Here is a 23,110-nt window from a genome sequence, read left to right as displayed (position 1 = left end):
CTCACCTCCGTCCGAACAGCTTCTCCACGTCGCTCAGCTTCAGCTCGACATAAGTCGGGCGGCCGTGATTGCACTGGCCGGAGTTCGGCGTCTCCTCCATCTCGCGAAGCAGGGCATTCATCTCCTCGGGCCGCAGCCTGCGGCCGGCGCGCACCGAGCCGTGGCAGGCCATGGTGGCGGCGACGTGCATCAGGCGGCGTTCGAGAGGAAGAGCCTCGTCCCATTCGGCCATGTGCTCGGAGAGATCGCGAAGCAGCCCGACGGCATTGGTCTTGCCGAGCAGCGACGGCGTCTCGCGGACCGCAACCGCGCCGGGGCCGAAGGATTCGATGGCAAGGCCGAACGAGGCCAGCTCCTCGCTGCGTTCGAGCAGGCGCTCGACAGTCGCCTCGTCCATCTCGACGATCTCGGGGATCAACAGGATCTGCCGCTGCACGCCGTTTGCGGCGAGCGAAGCCTTGAGCCGTTCGTAGACGATGCGCTCATGCGCAGCGTGCTGGTCGACGATGATCAGGCCGTCCCGGGTCTGCGAGACGATGTAGGTCTCGTGGATCTGGGTGCGCGCCGCGCCGAGCGGGCGGTCGACGAGGTCGGCCACCGGCTGCGCCTCGATCCGCACGTCCGCGCTGGGTGCACCGACATCGAACGCCGCCTGCGCGCGCTCCGCGAAAGCCGGCGCAGCCGAGCCTTCGAAAGGCATCGGCGCGACCGGGGCGGATGGCGAGGTCCGCCAGTCCCAACTCGCCGGGCGCGGCGGCGTGAACGCGGGCCGGAATGAGGACAGCGCGCTCTCGCCGCTGTTGGCGGCGGTGCGGCGGCCCTCGCGCGCGAGTGCTTCCTTCAGCCCGTGCACGATCAGCGCGCGGACGAGGCCGGCGTTGCGGAAACGCACCTCGGTCTTGGCCGGATGCACGTTGGCGTCGACCTCGCGCGGATCGAGCGTGACGAACAGCGCCAGCACCGGATGGCGGTCGCGCGGCAGATAGTCGGAATAGGCGGCGCGCACGGCGCCCAGGATCAGCTTGTCGCGCACCGGTCGGCCGTTGACGAAGAGATATTGGCCGAGCGCGTTGGCCTTGGTCAGCGCGGGAGCCGCGGCATAGCCGGCAACCACGATGCCCTCGCGCTCGGCATGGACCTCGATGGCGCGGCTGCGGAATTCAGCGCCGAGAATATCGCCGAGCCGCGTCAGCCGCCCGGCGGCGCCGGGCAGGGCGGCCGCCCAGGCCACCGGCGCGCGCTCCTCGCCCGCGAGCGTGAAGGCGATGTCGGGCCGCGCCATGGCAAGGCGCCGCACCACCTCGCGGATCGCTTCCGCCTCGGTGCGGTCGGTCTTCAAGAATTTCAGCCGTGCCGGTGTTGCATAGAAGAGGTCGCCAACCTCGACGCGGGTGCCATGCGCCAGCGCCGCCGGCATGATCTCGGACTTCTCGCCGCCCTCGACCGACAGCGCCCAGGCATGCGGCTCGGTGGCATGGCGTGTCGTGATCGACAGCCGCGCCACCGAGCCGATCGAAGGCAGGGCCTCGCCACGGAAGCCGAGGGTGCGAATCTGCAGCAAGTCCTCGTCATCGAGCTTGGACGTCGCGTGGCGCTCCACGGCGAGTGCGAGGTCCTTCGCGGTCATGCCGCTGCCATCGTCGGTGATGCCGATCCGCCGCCGCCCGCCGCCATCGGTGAAGACGTCGATCCGGCTCGCGCCGGCATCGATGGCATTCTCGACGAGTTCCTTCACCACGCTCGCCGGACGCTCCACCACCTCGCCGGCGGCGATACGGTTGACGAGCTGTTCTGGCAATTGGCGGACGGGCATGGAATCTGACTTGGGGGCTCTGACTTGGGGGCTCTGACTTGGGGGCTCTGACTTGGGGCTCTGACTTGGGCTCTGACTTGGATTCGCTGTCGGCGCCATTCTAGGCCGTGTTGCGTCAAAAGCATGCGTTGGGCAACAGCCGCGTGGCGGCCTGGGGAAGAGGGATGCCTATCACATTGAAGACATTGGGCGTTCGAGAAAATCGCGCAGTCCGGATGAAGCCACTTGCGGGCTACTGTCGTGATTGTGGGGTGCCGGGCCGCGGTGTAGCATCGTGAAAAAATGGCAACAGGACGGGAGGACGCCATGTGCCATCTCTTCGCGCACCAGCCTCAACGCGACTACGAATCCCAGACCCGCTCGCTTAGAATCGGTGGGCACTGCACGTCGATTCGGCTGGAGATGGCGTTCTGGGACACTCTGGAGGAGATCGCAGCCAAGGAGGGCATGAGCCTCGGCAAGTTCCTGACCACGCTCTACAACGAGGTGCTCGACCATCACGGCGAGGTCAATAATTTCGCATCGCTGCTGCGGTGCTCCTGCCTGATCTACCGCTCCCGGAGCATCACACCAGTCCAGGATTTCAAGGCAACCGTTGCGCCCATCCTCGACGCGGCCGAATAGCTATCCCAACAAAGGCGCGTATCCCGGATGGAGCGCAGCGCAATCCGGGATTCGTGCCACCAGCGGCGGTGGTCCCGGATTGCTGCGCTCCATCCGGGCTTCTCCCTCCACATCGTCATTGCGAGGAGCAATTGCGACGAAGCAATCCAGAATCTTTCCGCTGGATTGCTTCGCTTCGCTCGCAATGACGGAGGAGAGCGGTTCGTCTATCAGGCCTCAAATTTCCTTCTTCTGCATCGCCCCGGCAATGTAATCCGCCTGCCGGATCGCCAGCGCGACGATGGTCAGCGTCGGATTGCAGGCCGCGCCGCTGGTGAACTGGCTGCCGTCGGAGACGAACAAGTTCTTGATATCGTGGCTCTGCCCGAACTTGTTGACGACGCCGTCGCGCGGCTTCTCGCTCATCCTGTTGGTGCCGAGATTGTGCGTGCTTGGATAGGGCGGCGTCGGATAGGTCACGGTGGCGCCGACGGCGTCGTAGACCGCAGCGCCCTGCTTGTAGGCATGCGCGCGCATCGCGACGTCGTTGGGATGATCGTCGAAATGCACGCTCGCGACCGGCTGGCCGAACTTGTCCTTGACGACAGGGTCGAGCGTGATGCGGTTGGTCTCCTGCGGCATGTCCTCGCCGACCAGCCACATGCCGGCCATCCTGGGATAACCGTCGAGCGCTGACGTGAACGAACGTCCCCAGGCGCCGGGATTGAGGAACGCCGCCATGAAGGGCAGGCCGATCGACAGCGTCTCCATCTCGTAGCCGCCGACGAAGCCGCGTTTCGGGTTGTTGGCCGCTTCATCGCGGATGATGCCGGCCATGGTGGTGCCGCGATACATGTGCACCGACTTCTCGAACACGGCATAGACACTGCCGGTCATATGGCGCATGTAGTTGCGGCCGACCTGTCCCGATGAATTGGCGAGACCGTCCGGGAACATGGTCGAGGCACTGTTGAGCAGCAGCCGCGGGCTCTCGATCGAATTGCCGGCGACTGCGACGATGCGCGCCTTCTGGCGCTGCATGGCGCCGCTCTCGTCAGCGTAGACGACGCCGGTCACCTTACCGCTGGAATCATGCTCGATCTTGACCGCCATGCTGCTCGGCCGCACTTCGAGATTGCCGGTCGCCTCGCCCTTGGGGATCTCGGTGTAGAGCGTCGACCATTTCGCGCCGGACTTGCAGCCCTGGAAGCAGAAGCCGATCTGCTGGCAGGAGCCGCGTCCGTCGCGCGGTTGGCTGTTGATCGCCATGTTGCCGGTGTGCACGGTCTTGTAGCCGAGCTTCTTTGCGCCGGCCTCCAGCACCTTGAAGTTATTGTTGCCGGGAAGTCCGGGAATGCCGTTGGTGCGGGTCACGCCCATCTTGTTCTCGGCCTTGGCGTACCATGGCTCCATCTCGGCAAGCGTGATCGGCCAGTCCAGGAGGTTCGCGCTAGGAATGTTGCCGTAGGTGCTCTTGACCCTGAACTCGTGCTCATCGAAGCGCAGCGAGGCGCCGGCCCAATGCACCGTGGAGCCGCCGACCGCCTTGACGATCCAGGCAGGAAGATTGGGAAAGTCCTTGGCGACGCGCCACGTCCCCGACGTGGTGCGCGCGTCCGACCAGGCGAGCTGGGAAAAGCTCTCCCACTCGTCGTTGACGAAATCCTGGTTCTCGATGCGCGGACCTGCTTCCAGGATGACAACCTTGACGCCCTTTTGCGCGAGCTCGTTGCCCAGCGTGCCGCCGCCGGCTCCGGAACCGACGATCACCACAACGCTGGAGTCGTTCAGATCGAATTTGGCCATATGCGTTCTCCTGAACCGTTGGGTGCGTTAAGCCTTCGGCAGCCAATCGATGTCGGCGAAGCCACGATTGATGTAGCCGCCGTGCTCGGCGGAGGAGCCCTCGTAGCCGAAGCGCGGCCAGACCTCCTTCTGGTTGTAGAGCGAGACGACGAGATCGCCGCGCACCTTCTGGAAGAAGTCGCTCTGCTCGATCTCCTTCAGCAGCACCACGCGGTCGGCCTCCCAGGGCACTTCGACATAAGGCACCTTGTGGCGGTCGCGCGCGTTCTGATCGAGCCGCGCAATGCCGTCGCTGATCAGCGATTTGACGGCGGGATCCTTCGCCGCCTTGCCGTCCCAGGGCTTGATTGCGGTGATGTAATAGCTGTCGCCGAGCACATCGTGCGGATAGATGTCGCGCGCGACCTTCAGCAGCGTCTTCATCGTCGCGGGCGAGAGCGTGGTGGCATCATCGGCCCAGGCATCCCCGATGCTGGTGGCGATACTGGTCGCGACAGCGACGACCGGCACAGCGGTCGCCGCGCCCTTGAGAAAGACGCGGCGGCTTTGCTTGCTTCGACGATCGATTTCTCTCATGGCATTCCTCCGTGGATTTTTGTGATTTGGTTCTTGTGATTTGATCAGCCGAAGCGTCCGCCTCGCTGGATCACCTCTATCTTGTAGCCATCGGGATCGCTGACGAAGAAGAAGCGCGCCAGCGTCTTGCCGCCGTGCTTGAAGTCGCGCAGCGGCCCCGGTGCGAGGCTCTCGCGCTCGAAGCGAGCATGCTCGGCATCGAGATCCTCGACCACCACGGCGAGATGGCCGTAGCCATCGCCGAGCACGTACGGCTCCTTGCGATCGAAATTCACCGTCAGCTCCACCTCGAAAGGTGAGGAGGGGTGACGCAGATAGATCAGGGCGAAATCCGCGAATTTCAGGTGGTCGGCGACCTCCAGGCCGAAGGCGCGCCTGTAGAAGTCGAGTGAGCGCGCCTCGTCGCGCACGCGGATCATGGAATGGATCGGCTTTGCCATTCAGTTCTGCTCCTTGAGAAAGGCGATGATGGCGGCGCGCGTCTCGGGCTTGGCCTGCCGGTAGACCATCACCACGCCGGGAATGACGGCTTGCGGATTGGCCAGCCACGCATCGAGCCGGGTCTCGTCCCAGGTGAAATCAGCCTTGGCGAGGCCGTCCGAATAATGGAAGCCCTCGACCTTGCCGGCGGGACGGCCCAGGACCTTGACCAAAGGGGGGCCTTGCCGCATCGGCTCCGACAGGCTCAAGGTGTGACACACCGCGCATTGCTGCTTGAACAGTGTGGCACCGTCCGGCGGCCTTGTGGCCGGCAACGGCATCTGCGCGTCGGCAACCCTGACCAACAGCACCATCGCGGTGCACAATCCCAGCACGACCACGCGCATCGTCAAGAATCCGCCCAACTGCATCGACGTGCGCAAACACTAGGCGCGGCCAAACATGCGGTGGTAGTAGCGGGCTGTGTCGCTACGCGCGTCGATGCTTGTGGCGTGTGGTGCTCCGCGCTGCCTTATATGCGGAGCACAATTCCGCGAAAGCGCCGTCAAATCCCTAAACGTTCACCACATGATGCGCATTGCATGACGGTCGCGCCGCTTGAACTCTCTACGCGATGCAATGGTCCGGTGCAGACGAGGCGGCGCAGGGAGCCGCCGAGCCATTCATTGCGAAAAAATCCAGGAGAAATGGATGAAGTTGGTGAAGACCTCGATGATCGCATGCGCTCTGTCGGCTCTCGTTGCGACGCCTGTTCTCGCGCAAGGCGCGCCACCCGCCAAGACAGGCGGCACGGTGCAAAGCAAACCCATGCAAGGCGGCACCATGGGCAGCGGTGACGAGGAGATGAACGCTCAGCCGGGCGCAGCGGGCGAGAAGACCGGCATGAAATCAACCAAGGGCACCAGGGGCACGGTCGGCACCACGGGGAGCGCTGCGCACAAGGGAACAGCCGACGATTCCACCACAGGCGGCGCAGCCCCGTCGAAGCGTTACTAAAGCATGATCCGGAAAAGTGCGAAGCGGTTTTCCGGAAGATCATGCGCAAAACAACAGCCTGAAGCGCGATGACGATTCGTCCAAATCTCATCGCGCTTTGGGCTCGCCGGCGCAACCGGCACAACTCCGGTCGCGTTGCGGCCGGAGTTTCCTGCCGCGCCGGTTAGTCGTCGAAGCGGCCGCCGCGTCCGGCCTTGATGTCGCTGCGGCGCTTCTTGCCTTCGAGCCGGCGTTGCTTGGAGGCGTAGGTCGGCCGCGTCGCGCGGCGCGGCGTCGGCCGCACCATGGCCTCCTTGAGGATCTCGACGAGGCGGTCGATGGCGTCCTGGCGGTTGCGCTCCTGGGTACGGAAGCGCTGGGCGTGGATCACGATGATGCCGTCCTTGGTCATGCGCTGGCCGGCGATGCGGGCGAGGCGCAGCGCGGCATCCTCGGGCAAGGTCAGCTTGCGGGTGTCGAAGCGCAGTTGCGCGGAGGTCGCGACCTTGTTGACGTTCTGCCCACCCGGGCCGGAGGCGCGGACAAAGCCGATCTCGATGTCGTCCTCGTCGATGACGAGATCGCGGGATATCCGCAGCATGATGGCACCATTCGTGATGTCCGGACATACCGCGGACGCCGGCCCTCAGCAATGGCGCTGCCGCGAAACGCAAATGGCCGGGCGAGCCCGGCCATTTCAGGAAGCGTATGGAGAGGAGGTCAGTTCGATTTCGGCGCCGTGGCTGCCGGCTGTGCGGCGGCCTGCGGGGTGCGGCCGACGACGACGGTCAGCAGCCCCTGGCCCCAGAGCCGCTTGGCGGCCGCCTTGGCATCGTCCAGCGTCACCGCATCGACGATGGCATTGCGCTTCTCGATGTAGTCGATCGGCAGTTTGTCCTGCTGATATTGCAGCAGTGCCTGGGCGAGCTTGGACGAGGTGTCGAGCGCCAGCATCTGCGAGCCCTTGAGGTAGGACTTGGCCTCGTCCAGCTCCTTCTGCGTCGGGCCCTCCTCGGCAATGCGGCGCACCTCCTTCTCGATGGCATCGATGGTGTCGCCGGCGCGGTCGGCGCGGGTGCCGGTGTTGCCGATAAAGACCGCCGAATGCTCCATCCAGAGCAGCGATTCGAACACGGAATAGGCGAGGCCGCGCTTCTCGCGCACCTCGCGATAGAGCCGCGAGGACAAGCCGCCGCCGCCGAGGATGTGGTTGACGACATAGGCGGCCATGAAGTTCGGGTCGCTGCGCTTCACGCCGGGGCCGCCGAAGGTGATCACGGTCTGCGGCACGTCGAGCGGCACGAAAGCGCGTTGCGGCGGCTTTGCAGCCTCGACGTCCGGGACTGGCGTCAGATTAGCCTTTGCGGGCAGGCCACCGAAGGTGTGGTCGAGCAGCTTGCCCAAGGTCGCCGGATCGACGTCGCCGACGACCGCGATCTTGAGCCCATCCTTGGCGAGAACGCGGCCGACATAATCCTTCAAGTCGGCGACCGTGATGGTCGGCACGCTGTCGAGATTGCCGTTGCTTTGCCGGCTGTAGGGATGATCGCCGAAGGCGACCTCGAGGAACTTGCGGCTCGCCAGCGAGGTCGGATTGGTGGTCTCGCGGCGCAGGCCCGAGATGACTTGCGAACGGATACGCTCGACGTCGGCACTGTCGAAATGTGGCGAGGTCAGCGCCATCCTGAGCAGGTCGAAGGCCTCGTCCTTGTTGTCGCGGAGCATGCGCAGGCTGCCGCGGAAGGTGTCGCGCGTGGCGCTGAAGGAGAGCTCGATGGCGCGGCGGTCGAGCCGTTCATGGAACATCTTGGAATCGAGATCACCGGAGCCTTCGTCGAGGAGGTCGCCGACCAGATTGGCGACGCCCGGCTTGTCCTTGGGATCCTGCGCCGAGCCGCCCGCGAAGGAATATTCCATCGCGATCAGCGGCACCGTCGCGTCCTGCACGAACCAGGCTTCGATGCCGCCCGGCGAGATCAGGTGCTGGATCTTTGCGGCCGCCTGCGAAGGCGAGACCGCCGCCAGCGCAAGCGCGGCGCCGGTGACGAAGGACAGCGCGAAATGTCTCGTGCGCGGGAAGTGTGATGCGCGAAGGAAGGAATAGGTCACGAACGCTTCTCCTCGCGCTTGGCGGTGGCGGTGTCCTTGATCAGATAGCCCGTCACGGAACGCTTCTTCTCGAGCCATTTCTGCGCAGCGGCGCGCACCTGCTCGGCGGTGACGGCGCGGATGCGATCGGGCCAGCTCCTGATGTCCTCGATCGACAGGCCCGTGCTCAGCGCGCCGCCGTACCAGCGTGCCAGTACGGCCTGGTTGTCCTGGGCATAGATCGCCTCGGCAATCAGCTGGGTCTTGACCCGTTCCAGATCCTCGGCGCGGATCGGGTTCTGCGCGACGTCGGCGATGACGCCGTCGACCGCCTGTTCCACGTCTGCGAAGCTGACGCCGGGTTTCGGCGCAGCCGAGATCGCGAATTGAGTCGGGTCGAGCGAGATGCTCGAATAACTGGCGCTGGCGGAGACCGCGAGCGACTTGTCGACGACGAGGGCGCGGTAGAGATAGGAATTGCTGCCGCTGCCCATCAGCTGCGCCAGCACGTCGAGGGCCGCGCTCTCGCCGGCCGCGGCCGTGGTGGCCGATGGCACCAGATAGTAGCGCCGCATGTTCGGCTGCTCGACGCGCGGATCGGCCAGCGTGACGGTGCGTGGGGCGGCGGGCTCCGGCTCCTGCGGACGGATACGTCGCGCCGGGATTGCGGGCTGGGCGGGAATGGCGCCGAAATTGCGCTCGACCAGCGTGCGGATTTCGGCGGCGTCGACGTCGCCGGCGATCACCAGGATCGCGTTGTTCGGCGCATAGAAGCGACGATAGAAGGCGAGCGCATCCTCGCGATCGAGCTTCTCGATCTCCTGGTGCCAGCCGATCACCGGCCGGCCATAGGGATGATTGAGGTAGAGCGCCGCCATGATCTGCTCGTTGAGCCGCGCGTCCGGATTGTTGGCGACGCGCATGTTGTACTCTTCGAGCACGACGTCTCGCTCGGGCAGCACGTTCTCGTCCTTGAGGACGAGGCCTGTCATGCGGTCGGCCTCGAACTCCATCATGGTCGGCAGCTGCTCTTTCGGCACGCGCTGGTAATAATTGGTGTAGTCGACCGAGGTGGAGGCGTTCTCGTTGCCGCCGACACGGAGCACGGTCTGGGAGAATTCGCCGACTGGATGATTCGAGGTGCCCTTGAACATCAGGTGCTCGAGGAAATGGGCGAGGCCGGACTTGCCTGGGGTCTCGTCGGCCGAGCCGACCTTGTACCAGATCATCTCGGTGACCACGGGGGTGCGGTGATCCGGGATCACCACGACCTGCATGCCGTTATCGAGCGTGAAGCTGGCGGGTGGGGCCGATGTGACCGTGGTCTGGGCAAGGGCGGCGCCGGCCGAAAGGACACTGGTCGAAAGCAGCGCGGCAAGAAGGCAGGCAGCCGATCGGTAAGAGGACATCATGAACCCTGGTGAAAGGTCGAGCCCGGATCTTCCGGCTCGGAAGGCACGGCATGGTACACCGTGCGGCTGAGGCTTCGCGTCACGAAGCAGAGAACTCAACGCGTAGGCAAGTTACTGATAGGCAATCTTGGATGGCGTCGGGCGGACATGAGCCGCCGACGCTCGATTCGCGTCGCTCAGAATGCAGCGACGGGACAGGAACGCTATTGTTCCTTCTCCTTGCCGGACATGATGTCGTAGTACATCCGCCGCGACTTGTCCGGCCCGGCGCCATAGGCATAGTTCGGCGAGGGCGTCTGGTAGCCCGGCGGCGGCTCGACCAGCGACTGGCGCGGCGGCTCGCTGACGAATTTCTTCTCTTCGGTGGCGTTGCCACCCTTCATCATGTTCCACAGGCCGCCAGAGTAGCCGAGTTCGGCGGGGCTGAGTGACGGATTGCCATTGGTACCCGGCTGGATCGGGTCATTGCTTGTCCGGGGCGCTGCCGCGACCTGGCCGGCCTTCATCTCGGCGGGCGTGAGGGGCTGGGCGGCTTGCCAGTTCTCCGTTGCTTTGGTGGCCTTCTTGCGCGCGGCGATGGCCTCCTTGCGGCGCTTCTCGTCGGGATCCTTCGGCCAGTTCGGCGCAGCCTTGGCTTCAGTCGCAGGCGGCGGCAGATCGAGGTTGGGCGGCACGACCAGCGGCGAGCGCTCGCGGTATTCGATGCCCTTCTTCTCCATGCTCTTGGCGCCGAGGCCGGACATCAGATTGTCGATAAGCCTCTCTTCGAAGGTCATATCGTCTTCCTCGTCGTCGTCACCGGCGCGGGCCGCGCCGGTCGACATGACGAGACCGATGCCGAGTGCGACAGCAGACAATTTCAATGCCCGCCAAAGCCCCCACCGGGGGTCTCGCACCATCGAACCGCTGGTCATCGCGCTGCGCATCACTTTACCTGTTCCATATTGTGGCAGATTGCCGCTCGCGCGCGGCTCCAACCTCGCAAAAGCGGGGTTCCACCGGCCGGTCCGTATCGGCCGGGATCAGGGCGCTTTTGCGGCGGGTACCCCCAGGATGGAATCATACAATAGCGCCGCCACCCCAGCAACGATGGCCACATCCGCGAGGTTAAACACATACCAATTATAGGTATTTCCGGCGATCTCGATGTGGAACAGAGCGAAATCGATCACTGCCCCGTGGACGAAGCGGTCTATGCCATTGCCGACGGCACCGCCGATGATCAACCCCAGGGCGACGGTCGCAAGCCGGGTGTGCGATCGGACCATCCAGATCGTCAGGGCGACCACAGCGATGACCTTCACAGCCATCAGCGCGAGCTGCGCCGCCTGATCGTCGTTCTGGAGCCAACCGAAGCTGATCCCGACGTTCTTGGCCAGCACCAGGTCGAAGAACGGCGTCACCCGCACTGCGCCGCGACGGGCGAGGTCGAACACGTTCAGGAGCCAGAGTTTCGAGGCCTGGTCGGCCACGAGCGTGACCACGGCCGAGAGGATGCCGGCGCGGAGCGGGGTCATGGCCGATCGATCAGACGCTCACCCCCAGCGCCTTCCATTCGCGCAGCGCCTTCGCGTCGCGCGGGGTGACGTCGGGGTATTCAGGGTCCTCGCCGACCGTCGGCGAAATCTTCCAGGAGCGGGCGCATTTGGTGCCGACCGCCTTCTCCACCACGACCGCGACGCCGGGGACAGCATCGAGACGGAATACACCTGCCGGCGCCTCGTCCTCTCGCACCTCGTAGTTCGAGGTGATGCAGACTTCAGCGAGATCGACGTCGAACAAGGTCGCCAGCATGGCGCGATCGGCGACATAGATCACCGGCGAAGCCTCCAGCGAGGAGCCGATGTTCTTGGCGGCCCGTTCCAACTCGAGCGCGCCGGTGACGACGCGACGGACGTTGCGGATCATCTCCCATTTCGCGGCGAGTTTGTCGTCGCGAAAGGCTTCGAGATCGGTCGGGAACAGCGTCAGATGCACGGACGGCTCCGCGTCGGGCCGGTACATGCGCCAGGCTTCCTCCGCGGTGAAGCTGAGGATCGGGGCCAGCCATTTCAGGATCGAGGCGCACAGCAGGTCGATGGTCGTCAGCGCCGCTTTGCGCGTCAGTGACGACGGCGGATCGCAATAAAGCGTGTCCTTGCGGATGTCGAAGTAGAACGCGGAGAGCTCGCTGTTGAGGAAGGCGGACAGGATCGCGACCACGGTCTTGTAGTCGAACTCCCGATAGGCCTTGCCGATCGCGGCGGCGCGCACCGCGAGCTCGTGCAGCATGAAGCGCTCGAGCTCGGGCATGTCGGCGGGCGCGACCGCGTCGGCAGGCTTGTAGTGATGCAGCGTGCCCAGCATCCAGCGCACGGTGTTGCGCAGCTTGCGATAGGTCTCGACGGTGTTCTTCAGGATCTCGGGCCCGATGCGCTGATCGTCGGTGTAGTCGCAGGACGCGACCCAGAGTCTCAAGATGTCGGCACCGGATTCCTTGATGACGGCCTGCGGCTCGATGGTGTTGCCGAGCGACTTCGACATCTTGCGGCCGTCCTCGGCCTGCGTGAAGCCGTGAGTCAGAACGATGTCGTAAGGCGCGCGGCCGCGCGTGCCGCAGCTCTCCAGCAGCGAGGAGTGGAACCAGCCGCGGTGCTGGTCCGAGCCTTCCAGATACATCACCGTGTCGGTGCCGCCGTCGACCTTGCGCTTGATGCCTGACAGCCCCGGGAAATGCACGGGGTCTTCCAGCACGAAGGCGTGGGTCGAGCCTGAATCGAACCAGACGTCGAGAATGTCGTCGACCTTCTGCCAGTCCTCGCTCGCGCGGGGCCCGAGGAAGCGCTCGCGCGCGCCCGTCGCATACCAGGCGTCGGCGCCTTCCTTCTCGAAGGCTTCGCCGATGCGCGCGTTCACCGCCTCGTCCTGGAGGATCTCGGCGGAGCCGTCGCCCTTCTCGCGCACGAACACGGCGATCGGCACGCCCCAGGCGCGCTGGCGCGAGATCACCCAGTCCGGGCGCGCCTCGATCATGCCATTGATGCGGTTCTCGCCCGATGGCGGCACCCATTGCGTTACCGAGATCGCGTGCAGCGCGCGGGCGCGCAGCGTGTCGCCGCTCTTCGCCTTGCCGCCCTGCGCCACGTCCATAGCGCCGGGCTTGCCCGGTGCGTCCACAACAGGTTTGTCCATCGCGATGAACCATTGCGGCGTGTTGCGGAAGATCACCGGCTTCTTGGAGCGCCAGGAGTGCGGATATTGATGCTTGAGCCGGCCGCGCGCGAGCAGCATGCCTCTGTCGACGAGCGCCTTGATCACGGCCTCGTTGGCATCGCCCTTCTCGCCCCTGTCGTTGATGACACGCTTGCCGGTAAAGCCGGGCGCATGATCGGTGTAGGCGCCGTTCTCATCGACAGTGTAGGGGATCGCGGTGTTGATGCCGCGCGCATCGAGATCGCGCGCCTGCGCCATCCAGGCGTCAAAATCCTCCCGGCCATGGCCCGGCGCCGTGTGCACGAAGCCGGTGCCAGTATCGTCGGTGACGTGATCGCCGGGCAGCAGCGGCACGGTGAATTCGTAGCCGCCGGCAAGGCCCTTGAGCGGATGAGCGCATTCGATCGCGTCCATGGTGTCGCCGGGGACGTCGCGCACCTTCTCATAGGCGGTCACACGCGCTTGCTTGAACACCTCTTCAGCGAGTGCGTCAGCGAGGATCAGAAGGTCGCCGGTCTTGGCCCAATTGTCCGCGGGCGCGTCCGAGACCTTGTAGAGGCCATAAGCGATCTTCGGCGAGAACGAGATGGCGCGGTTGCCGGGGAGGGTCCAAGGCGTGGTGGTCCAGATGACGACGCTCGCGGAGGCAAGCGCACCGTGCGCTGGCGAGGTCACCGGGAATTTCACCCAGACCATGTCGGAGGTGTAGTCCTCGTACTCCACTTCGGCTTCGGCCAGCGCGGTCTTCTCGACCACGCTCCACATCACCGGCTTGGAGCCGCGATAAAGCGTGCCGTTGGCGGCGAACTTCATCAGCTCGCGCGCGATCTGGGCTTCGGCGGGATAGCTCATGGTGGCGTAGGGATGGTCCCAGTCGCCGATCACCCCCAGGCGCTTGAATTCCTCGCGCTGCACGCCGAGCCAGTGCGTGGCATAGGCGCGGCACTCTCTCCGGAAATCGATCATGGCGGCACTGTCGCGGAAGTCGGGCTTCTGCTTGCCCTTCTTGCGATAGTGCTCCTCCTCGACCTTCCACTCGATCGGCAGGCCGTGGCAATCCCAGCCCGGCACGTAGTTGGAATCGAAGCCGAGCATCTGCTGGCTCTTGGTGACGAGATCCTTCAGGATCTTGTTCAGCGCCGTGCCGATATGGATGTTGCCGTTGGCGTAGGGCGGCCCATCGTGCAGCACGAACTTGGCGCGGCCCTTCGCACTCTCGCGCAGCTTTTCGTAAAGGCCGATCTCGTACCAGCGCTTGAGGATCTCCGGCTCGCGCTGCGGCAGGCCGGCGCGCATCGGGAATTCGGTCTGCGGCAGGAACAGGGTTTTCGAATAGTCTTTGGCTTCAGACTTTTGCGACTTTTGCGGCTTTTCGGACATGAGGCTGACTGGCTCGGAGGTGGCGCGGGGAACGGCTGGGCGATGCGGAATCGCGGGGTGAAACGACGAAATCCCGGTCTTGCGCCGAGCCTTGAGGCTCAGGCGGAAGCCGGGCCGCTAATCCCTATGATGCGCCGCGCAAACATGGGCTCTCCATAGCAGGGGGGCGGAGGAAGCGCAAAGGTTCGGCTGGCCCGGTTTCGGCCCTTAATCGATCACGCCCAGCCTCGGAAACGCGTCCGGGGCAGCGGCCAGGATGGCGCGGGCGCGGCCGGAATCGTCGTCCATCTGGCGGATCAGGGCCTCCAGGCTGTCGAATTTCAGCTCCTCGCGGATGAAGCCGATGAAGGCGCAGTCGAGCGCCTGCCCGTAAAGGTCGCCCTTGAAGTCGAACAGGAAGATTTCCAGCAGCGGGGCGCCGTTGTCGAAGGTCGGGCGGCGGCCGAAGCTCGCCACCCCATCCAGGCGCTCGGTCCCCCGGCCGACCCGCACCGCGTAGATGCCGTGCTTGAGGCCGCAATTGGCATCCAGGCGGATGTTGGCGGTGGGATAACCGAGGTCGCGGCCGCGCTTCTCGCCATGGATGACTTCGCCGGTGATGAACCAGGGCGCGCCCAGCATGGTGGTGGCTTGGTCGAGCTGGCCCTCGGCGAGGGCGATCCGGATGGCACTGGAGGAAACCGGCCGTTCGTCGATATCGACATGCGGTTGCACGTCGACCTCGATGCCGAGCCGGGGCGCTTCGTTGACGAGAAGGCTCGGCGAGCCGACCCGTCCCTTGCCGAAATGGAAGTCGTAGCCGACCGCGATGCCGCTGACCCCGAGACGCCCGATCAGGTCATGGCGAATGAAATCTTGCGCGCTGGTTCCGGCACGCGCCTTGTCGAAGGTCATGACAACGGCGCCGGCGAGCCCGGTACCGGCCAAAAGCCGCAGCTTGGCCCGCTCGTCCGTCAGGCGGAATTGCGGGGTGTTGGGGCTGAAAAACCGCCGCGGATGCGGCTCGAAGGTCAATGCCAGCGCAGGGCGGCCATGCGCTCGGCCCATCTCCAGGGCAGCCGCAATCACGGCGCGATGGCCGAGATGAACGCCATCGAAATTGCCCATGGCGACCACGGCGCCCCTCGGAATGGCGGAATCCGGCGTTGTGTCGCGGATAACGGTAAAAGGCGGAGCCATCAGGGGAATTCTCGAACCGGGCAGGACCGGCCCGGACCGTGGCGCGACCGGCCCTGCGAAGTCAAGCGGCGGGGCGGGCAGACATTGAACACGATTTCAATCCTTCGGAGCGGCCCCCAGTTAACGGGCTGTTTAAGGCCTCGATGCTAGTGCTTGAGGCGTGGAACTGCCGGGCGCCGGCCTGGCAGTCCGATCGTAATATTCCTGGGTTTGCGTTGGGGGAGTCGAGATGGCGGTTGATTTGACGATGCCGGTTCTGGTGGTGGATGACTACAGCACCATGATCCGTATCATCCGGAATCTGCTGAAGCAGCTTGGCTTCGAGAATATCGATGATGCCAGCGACGGTTCGGCGGCGCTGAACAAGATGCGCGGCAAGAAGTACGGGCTCGTGATCTCCGATTGGAACATGGAGCCGATGACGGGTTACGACCTCCTGCGCGAAGTTCGCGCGGATCCGAACCTCGCCACTACGCCGTTCATCATGATCACGGCCGAATCCAAGACCGAGAACGTGATCGCGGCGAAGAAGGCCGGCGTGAACAACTACATCGTGAAGCCGTTCAACGCGGCGACGCTGAAGACGAAGATCGAGGCGGTCTTCCCGGACATGGCGAGCGCGTAAGGCGCTTTCGTGTCCCGGACGCGGCGCTGCGCCGGGACCCCGTCCATTCACGACATCGGTTGCGGCTTCTGGCCCCGGCTCTGCAGCGCTTCGAGCTGCGTCCGGGGCACGATATTTTCTACCACTTCAATTCGCGCATCAGCGCCTTCGGCGGGTGGCCGAACAATTCCATCACCGAATTCGGGTCGAGCTGGTCGAGACCCTCGAACTCCTCGGCATGGATGCCGCGGGTCACGAACAGGCAGTCGATGCCGAATTCGCGCGCGCCGGTGAGATCGGTGCGGACGGAATCGCCGATCGCCAGCACCTTTTTGCGATCGATCTGATGGCCCTGCCGCTCGCCGGCGAGCGCCATGGCGCGCTCGTAGATCGGGCGGTGCGGCTTGCCGTAGAAGATCACCTCGCCGCCGAGCTCGCGGTAGAGCTCCGCGATGGCGCCGGCGCAATAGATCAGCCGGTCGCCGCGTTCCACCACGATGTCGGGGTTGGCGCAGACCAGCGTCAGCTTGCGCTCGCGCGCCTTCAGCATCATGCCGCGATAGTCTTCCGCCGTTTCGGTCTCGTCGTCATAGAGACCGGTGCAGACGATGTAATCGGCTTCCTCGAGCGGCGCGGTCATCGCATCGAGGCCGCGATAGATCGAATTGTCGCGCTCGGGACCGAGCCAGAACATCTTGCGGCCGGGATGCTCGGCCACATAGAGCCGGGTCAGGTCGCCTGAAGATACGATCGCGTCATAGGTCTCATCCGGGACGCCGAGCTTGCGCAATTGCCGCTGCACGGAATCGGCCGGGCGCGGCGCGTTGGTGATCAGGATCACCGTACCGCCGCGGCTGCGACAGGTGTGCAGCGCCTCGCAGGCTTCGGGGAAGGATTCCAGCCCGTTATGGACCACGCCCCAGATGTCGCTGAGCACAACGTCAACGCCGCCCACGAGCTCGCGCAGGCCTTCGGCAAAATGCAGCGTGGTCATGATGCGCGCGGCCGATCAGATGCGGCGCGCGAGCGCCGCGTTGCCGGTGATGCGTTGTGGTGGAGGCGCAGAAGACGTTGCGCCTGAGCTTTGTGTGCCGGAGCCATGAGGTCCCTGAATGTCTTTCGCCTGGTTCGGCGGCGCCCCGGCGGTAGCAGATGCCCCCTCCGGCCGCAATGGCCGGGGCGGCGCGAACAGGAAGCCCTGGCCGAACCGCACGTCGTAGTCGAGCAGATCGACCACGGCGCGCTCGCCCTCGATCCGCTCGGCGATCAGGTCGATGCCGAAGCGGCCGAGCAGGTCCGAGAGGTCGGACGGATGGATGTCGGAGGTCGAGGCCTGCCTGGGATCGAGCAGCAGCGCGGCCGGCACCTTGATGAAGCGTACCCCGCGATCGGCCAGCTCGCGCGGCTCGATCCTGAGATCCGTGACATGGTCGATCGAGAAGCGGAAGCCGCGCTGAGCGAGCGCGGCGAGGTTCTCGGTCTCGGCCGGGCCGAGATGGCGGAACGTCGACTGCTTGAACTCCAGCACCAGTGAGGGCGCGAGCGCGCGGTTGGCTTCGAGGAAGTCGAGGCATTGCGTGAAGGTGGTGGAATTGCCGAGCGTGGAGGCCGCCACGTTACAGAACACGCCGACGTCCTTGTTGCGCACCATCAGGCGCCGCAGCACCTGCACGCAGCGCAGCATCACCATGTTGTCGATGCGCCCGATCAGCCCGGAGGCTTCGGCGATGCTGATGAACTCCTCGGCGGCGATCAGCTGGTCGCGCTCGTCGCGCAGGCGCGTCACCGCCTCGTAGAACCGCACCTTGCGCTGCGGCAGCGTTACCATCGGCTGCAGGAAGATGTCGATGCGGTTCTCGTCGATCGCATTGCGCAGCGTCGCCAACAACTGGGTCTGATTGCGTCCATTGCCGCTCTGAACCGGGTTGGCGGTTTGGGCCTGAATCGCCGGCGCCGGCCGCGGCGGCACGGAAAGCGGAGGAGGGGCGACCGGCTTCTCCTCCTCGTGGGGAGCGGCCAAATCGACCGGCATCTCCGGCTCGGGCCTCGTGACCGGGGCGGGAGCCGGCGCGTTGCCGGCCAGCAGATCCTCATGGGCAGCCACGGTGGTGGCGAGCTGCCTGACCAATCCGCCCAGTTCGTTGATCTCGCCGATGACCGACTGGACGCGGTCGGAATTGGTCGAATTGGACGAGGCGATGCGGCCCTCGAGCGCTGCAAGCCGGCGGCCGAACTCGGCCACCTGCCGGGCGAGGTCGGCAGTGCCCCGCGAGAGGTCGGCAATCTGGCCGCCGACGTCGCTGCGGTCGCGCAGCCGCATCGACACCGCGTTGTAGAGGATCAGGAAGGTCAGCGCGGTCAGCGCCACGATCGCCGATTCCGTTCCGCTGATGCCGGCGACCGAATAGAGCACGAGCCCGAGCGAGGCCGCGACCAGGACCATGCAGATGGCGATGAAGATCGTCGAAATGCGAATCATGCCGCGCGTTCGCCTCAAGAGCTGACTGCTTCACCCGGGAAAACACGGGCCGCGTCCGAACCCGTCACGCCTCATGCTCCCCGAAGCACGCATGAAGCTAACATCATTGTTGATTCGAGGGGATAGCGACCGTCTCACAGTCCGGTCGGTCCGCCGCCGAAAGGCTTCTATCGGTATATCTGGACCCGCGATCACGCTCATCGCGCCCGAGACGCGGTCGGGCCAAGCTCCGGGCTGATCGCCCCCGCTCAAAATGGCGCGGGGGCGCCGACCGTGTCGGCCGAGACGGCTTCGCGGCTGCCGAGCGGCTTCGGCCGTCCGGTGGTGGTGTCGCGCAGCGTCTGCCGTTCGATCTCCGAGTTCAACTCGGCGCCGAACATGATGACGATCGCCGACATCCACATCCACATCATCAGGCCGATCGCAGCGCCCAGAGAGCCGTAGGTCGCATTGTAATTGGCGAATTCCGAGAGGTACCAGGAGAGCAGGGCCGAGCCGGCGATCCAGAGGATGGCCGCCGTCACCGCCCCAAGGCTGAGCCATTGCCATCGCGGGGCGTCGCGGCTCGGGGCGAAGCGGTAGAGGATGGCGAGCGCCACGAGCAGGATCAGGAACAGCAGCGGCCATCGGGCCAACGCCACGATCAATTTGCTTTCGGGCGCCATGCCGAGATGATTGAGCGCTAGCGGGAAGGCGACGACGGCCCCCACCATCAGCAGCAGTGCCACGATGCCGCCGACGGTGAAGGCCAGCGAGACCATGTTCAGGCGGATGAAGCTGCGCTTCTCGCGTTCCTCATAGGCGACATTGAGGGCGTCGAAGATCGCCTTGACCCCGGCATTGGCGCTCCAGATCGCAAGCACAAAGCCGAACAGGAATGTGGCCCCCAGCGCCGTGTTGCCCTTCGAGACCACGCGCCCGACCTGCTCCTCGACGATCTCGAACGTGCCCTGGGGCAGCATCATCGCCAGCTTCTGGAGGTTGGCGCTGATCGTGGCGGGATCGGCGAACAGGCCATAGGAAGAGACGACCGCCGTGACTGCGGGGAAGATCGCGAGCAGCCCGAAGAAGACGACGCCGCCCGCCGTCGCGAGCAGGCGATCCTCGTCGATACGCTGATAGGTCCGCCAGAAAATGTCCTTCCAGCCCGACCAAGGGATGTCGAATGGACTTTTCGCCCGGCGGCCACGGCCGGGCTGCACGGCGGCGCTCGCCGGGCTCGTTTCCGGTGAGTTCGCTTCGGCTTTGCGGTGGTCCTGCGGAGGCCCCAACCGGATCAGGCCAGAATCCTGAAAGTAGCGCTCCGCCGTCAGCACGAAGACCGCCGTCGCCGCCACCAGCAGCCAGGAGTCGATCGGTTCGGAGCGCCGCGCCAGCATCATGCCCCCAGACTGTGCCTGTGGCGCCGCCTCCGGGCGGCCGTCAGTCCGACCAGACCGACGGCCGCGAGCATCAGGCCAAGTTGCACGGGGCGGTTGGCGCGGACCGGCCAGGTGCTGTTGCCGTAATGTTTGCCGCCGTGACCGCGTTCGCCCGGCGCGAGCGGTGCGAGGGGAATTGTCGTTGCGACCTCCTTCACCGCCTGCTTGACCGTTCCGCGCGGGATCCGCGGCGTCGCGACCGCCACGCGCAGGCGGCTCGCAAGCGGCACGATCGGCTTGGGCTTGCGCCTCATCTGCGCCATCGCCACCCCGGCACAGACCGCAGCCAACACCAGCAGCACTGCGCCGACCGCGCCAAAACCCCAGAATTGCCCGTAACTGATGGCGATCCAGCGGTACAGGGCGATCAGCCCGACGAAAAGTGCCGCGACAACGAACAGGCCCGCGGCTGCGAACAGTCCGCCGGCCACGGCGTAAGATGTCACCTTGCCCGTTGCCTGGCTGGTCTGGTCACGCAGATAGGATTGAGCGGCGCGTTTGAGGTGGTTGAGCTTGAGCGCCACGCCGGCGCGCAGCAATTCGCCCGATGGCGCGAGCATGCGGACATCCTCCGAGAGCGAAAAAATGCATCGGAGGATGAACGTGGCGCTATTTGACTTGTTCCGAAGCGCGCGCGTCGCAAAGGCTCAGCCGAGATCGGCGGCTGCGATCCAGAACACCTCGCCCTCGGAATCTTCGGTGTCGAGCCAGAGCAGCGGCAAGTCCGGAAAGGCCTCGTCGACCAGCTCGCGGCCGCGCCCGATCTCGCAGATCAGCCCGCCGTCCGGCGTCAGGTGATCGGGCGCATCGCGCAGGATGCGGCGCACCACGTCGAGACCGTCGGCGCCGCCGTCGAAGGCGAGCTTTGGTTCGGCCCGGCACTCGGGCGGCAGCGCCGCCATGCCCTCGGCATCGACGTAAGGCGGGTTGGTGATGATCAGGTCGTATCTGTTGCCGCCGAGCGGGGCGAAAAGGTCGCCGCGATGGAGGCTGATCCGGTCCGCCAGCCCGTATTCGCCGACATTGCGGGCGGCGACTTCAAGCGCACCCTTGGAGATATCGACGGCATCGACGGTGGCGTTCGGGAAATGATGCGCGGCGAGGATCGCAAGGCATCCCGATCCCGTGCAGAGATCGAGCACGCGCGCCACGGCCGTTGGATCATCGATCAACGAGCCGGCATCGCCGTCGCCGCCGAAATGCGAATCCAGCAGCTCGCCGATGAACGAGCGCGGAACGATGACGCGCTCGTCGACATAGAAGGGCAGGCCGCGCATATAGATCTTGTTGACGAGATAGGCGGCCGGTTTGCGCGTTGTGACGCGCTTATGAATCAGATCGATGATGGCCTTGCCTTCCGCTGCGGTGACGCGCGCGTTGGCGAAGATATCGAATTGTTCGGGATTGAGATGCAGCGCCTCGCAGATCAGGAAGGCGGCTTCCGCGACCGGGTCGATGGTGCCGTGGGCAAAGGCGAGCCTGGCTTCGACGAAGCGGCTCACCGCATAGCGGACGAAGTCGAGCAGCGTGACAAGCTCGCCGGGCCCCGCCTTTGCAAACTTCGGCGCCGCGCGGCCGCGCGCGGTCTTTCTTGCAGTTTTTGCCATCAGGATTTCGTCCAGCGCGCGGCGGCCTCGTCGTCACGGGCGTGGGCCTCGACCCAGCCGGTGCCGGTGGCGCTCTCTTCTTTCTTCCAGAACGGTGCACTGGTCTTGAGATAGTCCATCAGGAACTCGGCCGCCTGGAATGCGGCCTGGCGGTGCTGCGAGGCGGTCAGCACCAGCACGATGTTCTGGCCGGGCATAAGGCGGCCGACGCGGTGAATCACCGTGACGCCATTCAGCGGCCAACGCGAGGTCGCCTCCTCGACATGGCGCTTGATCTCCTCTTCCGCCATGCCCGGATAATGTTCGAGCGTGAGCGCGGCGATCTTCGCGCTCTCCTCGTCGGCGCGGCAAATGCCGGAGAAGCTCACGACCGCGCCGATGTCGGTGCGGCTCTTGGTCAGGACCGCGATCTCGCGCGCGATGTCGAAATCGTCCTCCTGGATGCGGATGGTGACGGGACAGGTCATGATCGTGCCGCTTCGACACCTCTCCCATCGGGAGAGGTCGCGCCGAAGGCGCGGGTGAGGGGATACGCCCTCTCGTGAGACCTCTGTCCCATCACCCGGATCGCGCCGGACGATGCTTTGCATCGCCGCGAGCGATCCGACCTCTCCCCGTTGAGAGGTGAGGCGGCGCCGCACGCTGGTCTGTTCCAGGACATCGGCCTAGCCGCCGGTCATCGGCGGGAAGAACGCGATCTCGCCGGCGCCGGCGATCACGGCGTCTGATTTGACGTGGGCGCGGTCGATCGCGGCGCGGATCACCTTCGGCTTCTCGAATGCATACGCATGGGCCTCGCTTTGGCCGGAGAGCCAGGCGATCAGCTCCTCGACGGTGCGCACGCTTCCCGGCGGCTCGATCGTCTCTTCGGCCTTGCCGACGCGTTCGCGCACCCAGGCGAAATACTTCACCTTCATCCCTCGTCCTCCTTGATGAGGTGATGGATGCCGGCGCGGAAATAGTCGTAGCCGGTGTACATGGTGAGGATCGCAGAAGCCCACAGCAGCGCCAGTCCGATCATCGAGACGACCGGCACCACCTCGTCCCCGGCTGGACCAGCGAGCAGGAAGCCGATGGCGACGAGCTGGACCGTGGTCTTCCATTTGGCGAGCTTGGTCACGGGCACGCTGACGCGCAGCGCGGCGAGGTATTCGCGCAGGCCCGAGACCAGGATCTCGCGGCACAGGATCACGATGGCGGCCCACAGCGACCAGCCGTGGATGATGCCGTCCGCGGCCAGCATCAGCAGGCAGGAGGCAACCAGCAGCTTGTCGGCGATCGGGTCGAGCATCCGGCCGAACGCCGATTGCTGATTCCAGATCCGCGCATAATAGCCGTCGAGGTAATCAGTCACCCCGGCCGCGATGAAAAGGGCGACGGCGAGCCAGCGCAGCCAGAGCGGCTGATCCAGAATCGACTGCGCATAGATGCATCCGACCACGACCGGGATCGCGGCGATCCGGCCATAGGTCAGGATGTTGGGGAGGGACATCGCGCGGCTGGTCGTCCCTCGTGTCGTGGCGATGTTCATCCG

Annotated in this window: 23 protein-coding genes; 3 read left to right on the top strand and 20 right to left on the bottom strand. The window is 65.2% G+C overall.

All coding sequences use genetic code 11. From position 1 onward, the window contains the following. Window position 1 precedes the first annotated feature (1 nt). Window positions 2-1,813, bottom strand: coding sequence for a DNA mismatch repair endonuclease MutL (gene mutL, locus P6U28_RS27625; RefSeq protein ID WP_407120271.1), 1,812 nt, complete (start codon window positions 1,811-1,813; stop codon window positions 2-4). A gap of 306 nt (window positions 1,814-2,119) precedes the next feature. On the opposite strand from mutL, the gene P6U28_RS27620 reads away from it, so the two are divergent. After that, window positions 2,120-2,437 carry a ribbon-helix-helix domain-containing protein gene (locus tag P6U28_RS27620; protein WP_129142580.1) on the top strand — a complete coding sequence of 106 codons (318 nt, stop codon included), beginning with the start codon at window positions 2,120-2,122 and terminating at the stop codon, window positions 2,435-2,437. Window positions 2,438-2,653: 216 nt separating this feature from the next. On the opposite strand, the gene P6U28_RS27615 is transcribed toward P6U28_RS27620, so the two are convergent. From P6U28_RS27615 to P6U28_RS27600, 4 genes are read right to left on the bottom strand one after another with little or no spacing between them, the layout of a single operon-like run. Then, window positions 2,654-4,222: a GMC family oxidoreductase gene (locus tag P6U28_RS27615; RefSeq protein WP_209295927.1), complete on the bottom strand. Its 1,569-nt coding sequence runs from the start codon at window positions 4,220-4,222 to the stop codon at window positions 2,654-2,656. A 27-nt stretch (window positions 4,223-4,249) separates the two neighbouring features. Then, a complete protein-coding gene (locus P6U28_RS27610) occupies window positions 4,250-4,798 on the bottom strand; it encodes a gluconate 2-dehydrogenase subunit 3 family protein (RefSeq protein WP_122400970.1) in 549 nt (182 codons plus the stop codon). Window positions 4,799-4,842: 44 nt separating this feature from the next. Beyond that, window positions 4,843-5,238 (bottom strand): VOC family protein, encoded by a 396-nt coding sequence (locus P6U28_RS27605; RefSeq protein ID WP_122400971.1) that lies wholly within the window; start codon window positions 5,236-5,238, stop codon window positions 4,843-4,845. After that, the gene (locus P6U28_RS27600) at window positions 5,239-5,625 is read right to left on the bottom strand and encodes a cytochrome c family protein (protein ID WP_164936755.1); all 387 of its coding nucleotides are present in this window, start codon (window positions 5,623-5,625) and stop codon (window positions 5,239-5,241) included. Window positions 5,626-5,929: 304 nt separating this feature from the next. On the opposite strand from P6U28_RS27600, the gene P6U28_RS27595 reads away from it, so the two are divergent. Further along, window positions 5,930-6,235, top strand: a complete 306-nt coding sequence (locus P6U28_RS27595) for a hypothetical protein (RefSeq protein ID WP_122400972.1) — start codon at window positions 5,930-5,932, stop codon at window positions 6,233-6,235. 163 nt (window positions 6,236-6,398) lie between these two features. Here the strand turns inward: P6U28_RS27595 and arfB are convergent, their stop codons facing one another. The 7 genes from arfB to P6U28_RS27560 all read right to left on the bottom strand — a co-directional run bounded on the left by arfB (window position 6,399) and on the right by P6U28_RS27560 (window position 15,465). After that, a complete protein-coding gene (arfB, locus tag P6U28_RS27590) occupies window positions 6,399-6,815 on the bottom strand; it encodes an alternative ribosome rescue aminoacyl-tRNA hydrolase ArfB (RefSeq protein ID WP_129142578.1) in 417 nt (138 codons plus the stop codon). A gap of 119 nt (window positions 6,816-6,934) precedes the next feature. After that, window positions 6,935-8,401 (bottom strand): pitrilysin family protein, encoded by a 1,467-nt coding sequence (locus P6U28_RS27585; protein WP_129142577.1) that lies wholly within the window; start codon window positions 8,399-8,401, stop codon window positions 6,935-6,937. After that, window positions 8,320-9,714: a M16 family metallopeptidase gene (locus tag P6U28_RS27580; protein WP_407120270.1), complete on the bottom strand. Its 1,395-nt coding sequence runs from the start codon at window positions 9,712-9,714 to the stop codon at window positions 8,320-8,322. Before P6U28_RS27580 ends, P6U28_RS27585 begins: the two co-directional genes overlap by 82 nt. 203 nt (window positions 9,715-9,917) lie before the next feature. Then, window positions 9,918-10,640 (bottom strand): hypothetical protein, encoded by a 723-nt coding sequence (locus P6U28_RS27575; protein ID WP_162500545.1) that lies wholly within the window; start codon window positions 10,638-10,640, stop codon window positions 9,918-9,920. Window positions 10,641-10,736: 96 nt separating this feature from the next. Then, window positions 10,737-11,231, bottom strand: a complete 495-nt coding sequence (gene lspA, locus P6U28_RS27570; protein WP_122400977.1) for a signal peptidase II — start codon at window positions 11,229-11,231, stop codon at window positions 10,737-10,739. A gap of 10 nt (window positions 11,232-11,241) precedes the next feature. Further along, window positions 11,242-14,286 carry an isoleucine--tRNA ligase gene (ileS, locus tag P6U28_RS27565; protein WP_129142575.1) on the bottom strand — a complete coding sequence of 1,015 codons (3,045 nt, stop codon included), beginning with the start codon at window positions 14,284-14,286 and terminating at the stop codon, window positions 11,242-11,244. 207 nt (window positions 14,287-14,493) lie between these two features. Continuing rightward, window positions 14,494-15,465 (bottom strand): bifunctional riboflavin kinase/FAD synthetase, encoded by a 972-nt coding sequence (locus tag P6U28_RS27560; RefSeq protein ID WP_122400979.1) that lies wholly within the window; start codon window positions 15,463-15,465, stop codon window positions 14,494-14,496. 229 nt (window positions 15,466-15,694) lie between these two features. Here P6U28_RS27560 and P6U28_RS27555 point away from each other — a divergent pair, with 229 nt between their 5' ends. Next, the gene (locus P6U28_RS27555) at window positions 15,695-16,090 is read left to right on the top strand and encodes a response regulator (protein WP_122400980.1); all 396 of its coding nucleotides are present in this window, start codon (window positions 15,695-15,697) and stop codon (window positions 16,088-16,090) included. Window positions 16,091-16,208: 118 nt separating this feature from the next. On the opposite strand, the gene P6U28_RS27550 is transcribed toward P6U28_RS27555, so the two are convergent. The 8 genes from P6U28_RS27550 to pgsA all read right to left on the bottom strand — a co-directional run bounded on the left by P6U28_RS27550 (window position 16,209) and on the right by pgsA (window position 23,107). Then, complete coding sequence (locus P6U28_RS27550; protein ID WP_122400981.1) at window positions 16,209-17,063, bottom strand: TIGR01459 family HAD-type hydrolase; 855 nt, start codon at window positions 17,061-17,063, stop codon at window positions 16,209-16,211. Between the two features lie 15 nt (window positions 17,064-17,078). Further along, window positions 17,079-18,548: an EAL domain-containing protein gene (locus tag P6U28_RS27545; RefSeq protein ID WP_129142574.1), complete on the bottom strand. Its 1,470-nt coding sequence runs from the start codon at window positions 18,546-18,548 to the stop codon at window positions 17,079-17,081. Window positions 18,549-18,796: 248 nt separating this feature from the next. Next, a complete protein-coding gene (locus P6U28_RS27540) occupies window positions 18,797-19,927 on the bottom strand; it encodes a YihY/virulence factor BrkB family protein (protein ID WP_122400983.1) in 1,131 nt (376 codons plus the stop codon). Further along, window positions 19,927-20,529 carry a phage holin family protein gene (locus P6U28_RS27535; protein WP_122400984.1) on the bottom strand — a complete coding sequence of 201 codons (603 nt, stop codon included), beginning with the start codon at window positions 20,527-20,529 and terminating at the stop codon, window positions 19,927-19,929. Before P6U28_RS27535 ends, P6U28_RS27540 begins: the two co-directional genes overlap by 1 nt. Window positions 20,530-20,616: 87 nt before the next feature. Beyond that, window positions 20,617-21,576, bottom strand: coding sequence for a 50S ribosomal protein L3 N(5)-glutamine methyltransferase (gene prmB / locus P6U28_RS27530; RefSeq protein ID WP_407120269.1), 960 nt, complete (start codon window positions 21,574-21,576; stop codon window positions 20,617-20,619). Further along, window positions 21,576-22,043, bottom strand: coding sequence for a molybdenum cofactor biosynthesis protein MoaE (locus tag P6U28_RS27525; protein ID WP_129142572.1), 468 nt, complete (start codon window positions 22,041-22,043; stop codon window positions 21,576-21,578). Before P6U28_RS27525 ends, prmB begins: the two co-directional genes overlap by 1 nt. A 198-nt stretch (window positions 22,044-22,241) precedes the next feature. Then, window positions 22,242-22,493 (bottom strand): molybdopterin converting factor subunit 1, encoded by a 252-nt coding sequence (gene moaD, locus P6U28_RS27520; protein WP_122400987.1) that lies wholly within the window; start codon window positions 22,491-22,493, stop codon window positions 22,242-22,244. After that, complete coding sequence (gene pgsA, locus P6U28_RS27515; RefSeq protein WP_122400988.1) at window positions 22,490-23,107, bottom strand: CDP-diacylglycerol--glycerol-3-phosphate 3-phosphatidyltransferase; 618 nt, start codon at window positions 23,105-23,107, stop codon at window positions 22,490-22,492. Before pgsA ends, moaD begins: the two co-directional genes overlap by 4 nt. Between the last annotated feature and the right edge of the window lie 3 nt (window positions 23,108-23,110).

It is taken from the genome of Bradyrhizobium sp. STM 3561, assembly GCF_045571455.1.
GTDB lineage: Bacteria > Pseudomonadota > Alphaproteobacteria > Rhizobiales > Xanthobacteraceae > Bradyrhizobium > Bradyrhizobium vignae.
Note: the sequence above shows the minus strand (reverse complement) of the source record. Positions and strands in the feature narration are given on the sequence as shown.

What these genes read in the sequence shown, in the direction of transcription:
- P6U28_RS27535 (WP_122400984.1), bottom strand. Translation starts at nt 20,529, where the DNA reads ATGCTCGCGCCATCGGGCGAATTGCTGCGCGCCGGCGTGGCGCTCAAG.
- mutL (WP_407120271.1), bottom strand. Translation starts at nt 1,813, where the DNA reads ATGCCCGTCCGCCAATTGCCAGAACAGCTCGTCAACCGTATCGCCGCC.
- P6U28_RS27600 (WP_164936755.1), bottom strand. Translation starts at nt 5,625, where the DNA reads ATGCGCGTGGTCGTGCTGGGATTGTGCACCGCGATGGTGCTGTTGGTC.
- prmB (WP_407120269.1), bottom strand. Translation starts at nt 21,576, where the DNA reads ATGGCAAAAACTGCAAGAAAGACCGCGCGCGGCCGCGCGGCGCCGAAG.
- P6U28_RS27620 (WP_129142580.1), top strand. Translation starts at nt 2,120, where the DNA reads ATGTGCCATCTCTTCGCGCACCAGCCTCAACGCGACTACGAATCCCAG.
- pgsA (WP_122400988.1), bottom strand. Translation starts at nt 23,107, where the DNA reads ATGAACATCGCCACGACACGAGGGACGACCAGCCGCGCGATGTCCCTC.
- P6U28_RS27555 (WP_122400980.1), top strand. Translation starts at nt 15,695, where the DNA reads ATGGCGGTTGATTTGACGATGCCGGTTCTGGTGGTGGATGACTACAGC.
- P6U28_RS27545 (WP_129142574.1), bottom strand. Translation starts at nt 18,548, where the DNA reads ATGATTCGCATTTCGACGATCTTCATCGCCATCTGCATGGTCCTGGTC.
- P6U28_RS27550 (WP_122400981.1), bottom strand. Translation starts at nt 17,063, where the DNA reads ATGACCACGCTGCATTTTGCCGAAGGCCTGCGCGAGCTCGTGGGCGGC.
- arfB (WP_129142578.1), bottom strand. Translation starts at nt 6,815, where the DNA reads ATGCTGCGGATATCCCGCGATCTCGTCATCGACGAGGACGACATCGAG.
- P6U28_RS27610 (WP_122400970.1), bottom strand. Translation starts at nt 4,798, where the DNA reads ATGAGAGAAATCGATCGTCGAAGCAAGCAAAGCCGCCGCGTCTTTCTC.
- P6U28_RS27540 (WP_122400983.1), bottom strand. Translation starts at nt 19,927, where the DNA reads ATGCTGGCGCGGCGCTCCGAACCGATCGACTCCTGGCTGCTGGTGGCG.
- ileS (WP_129142575.1), bottom strand. Translation starts at nt 14,286, where the DNA reads ATGTCCGAAAAGCCGCAAAAGTCGCAAAAGTCTGAAGCCAAAGACTAT.
- moaD (WP_122400987.1), bottom strand. Translation starts at nt 22,493, where the DNA reads ATGAAGGTGAAGTATTTCGCCTGGGTGCGCGAACGCGTCGGCAAGGCC.
- P6U28_RS27585 (WP_129142577.1), bottom strand. Translation starts at nt 8,401, where the DNA reads ATGGCTCGAGAAGAAGCGTTCCGTGACGGGCTATCTGATCAAGGACAC.
- P6U28_RS27595 (WP_122400972.1), top strand. Translation starts at nt 5,930, where the DNA reads ATGAAGTTGGTGAAGACCTCGATGATCGCATGCGCTCTGTCGGCTCTC.
- lspA (WP_122400977.1), bottom strand. Translation starts at nt 11,231, where the DNA reads ATGACCCCGCTCCGCGCCGGCATCCTCTCGGCCGTGGTCACGCTCGTG.
- P6U28_RS27615 (WP_209295927.1), bottom strand. Translation starts at nt 4,222, where the DNA reads ATGGCCAAATTCGATCTGAACGACTCCAGCGTTGTGGTGATCGTCGGT.
- P6U28_RS27560 (WP_122400979.1), bottom strand. Translation starts at nt 15,465, where the DNA reads ATGGCTCCGCCTTTTACCGTTATCCGCGACACAACGCCGGATTCCGCC.
- P6U28_RS27575 (WP_162500545.1), bottom strand. Translation starts at nt 10,640, where the DNA reads ATGCGCAGCGCGATGACCAGCGGTTCGATGGTGCGAGACCCCCGGTGG.
- P6U28_RS27605 (WP_122400971.1), bottom strand. Translation starts at nt 5,238, where the DNA reads ATGGCAAAGCCGATCCATTCCATGATCCGCGTGCGCGACGAGGCGCGC.
- P6U28_RS27580 (WP_407120270.1), bottom strand. Translation starts at nt 9,714, where the DNA reads ATGATGTCCTCTTACCGATCGGCTGCCTGCCTTCTTGCCGCGCTGCTT.
- P6U28_RS27525 (WP_129142572.1), bottom strand. Translation starts at nt 22,043, where the DNA reads ATGACCTGTCCCGTCACCATCCGCATCCAGGAGGACGATTTCGACATC.